This window comes from Moorena sp. (assembly GCF_982860115.1).
Genome location: NZ_CEYLVT010000018.1, coordinates 60,073 through 61,064, shown reverse-complemented (window position 1 = coordinate 61,064; position 992 = coordinate 60,073). Strand labels below are relative to the sequence as shown.

The following is a 992-nucleotide window of genomic DNA, read 5'->3' as shown; positions in this document are numbered from 1 at the left end:
CTGTAGGGGGGGAGGGACTTAGTATTAGAGAGTTTTGACACAAGGTCACTCCTCCAAATAAAACTAAACTAAGTATCCCCAAGGTCCGCCAGTAAACTCTAAAGGATTTTGGTTTTTCTCTAGTCAATTCTTGATTCTTAGGGAGTAGTAAACGAACTCCAGCAACATGAGCTTGATTACCCCAGCGTCGAATTTTGTCAAATTCAGCTTTTGCTCCCTCCAAATCACCACGAGCAAATCTGGTCATACCACGACCATAAATCAGCAGCTTTTTAAATTTAGATAGGGGCTCCGCTAAGGTTTCTACCACAGCAGCAATCCGGATTAGATCATCCCGGTCGTGCTGATATGCTCGTGATAGGGCTAATCCTAATCCCTTCGCTGATGCTTTTGGTCGAAGATAAGCCTGGGCTGTCCACCGTTGAGCTTGGGCAAAGTCCTGAATATATGGGTCATCGCTTTCTAGTTGCGGCTGGATATAGACTAACAAAAACTCAGATAACTCTTTAATACGCTGTTCACCAAAATTGTGATTATCTTTGAGATAATTCAGCAGCATCTGCCGGATAGTTGCATCCATTTCATAGATTTCTAATCCCACTTCTTCCCAAAGACCAGAAAATAGTAAATCTGTTACAGCTACCCAAGGAATATCTATCCCTCTCCCCTTGACATCTTGCTGAAAGTTTGTCCAAATACAGTACAATAAGTCAGGGGTAATCGCTAATGGGAAAGCAGCGTGACAAGCTAGTAAAAGATGTGCCTCTCCAAAGCGTTTTTTAAAGGATTTAATCTGTCGGTGGATAGTGTCAGTTTTCATGGTTTCATGTTAGCTAGCAAAGAGAACAGGGAATAGGGAACAGGGGGAGCATGTCACTGAAATTAGGTACATAGATCCCCCCTAACCCCCCTTAAAAAAGGGGGGGATTAGATTCATAAGTCCCCCTTGATAAGGGGGATTTAGGGGGATCGGTTTGTCGCTCATATGAAGT

The 992-nt window shown here is 43.2% G+C and carries 1 pseudogene; it reads right to left on the bottom strand.

The window, feature by feature from the left end:
• Window positions 1-820, bottom strand: a pseudogene (locus AC4II3_RS05565) (hypothetical protein); the annotation flags it as partial.
• Window positions 821-992 lie beyond the last annotated feature (172 nt).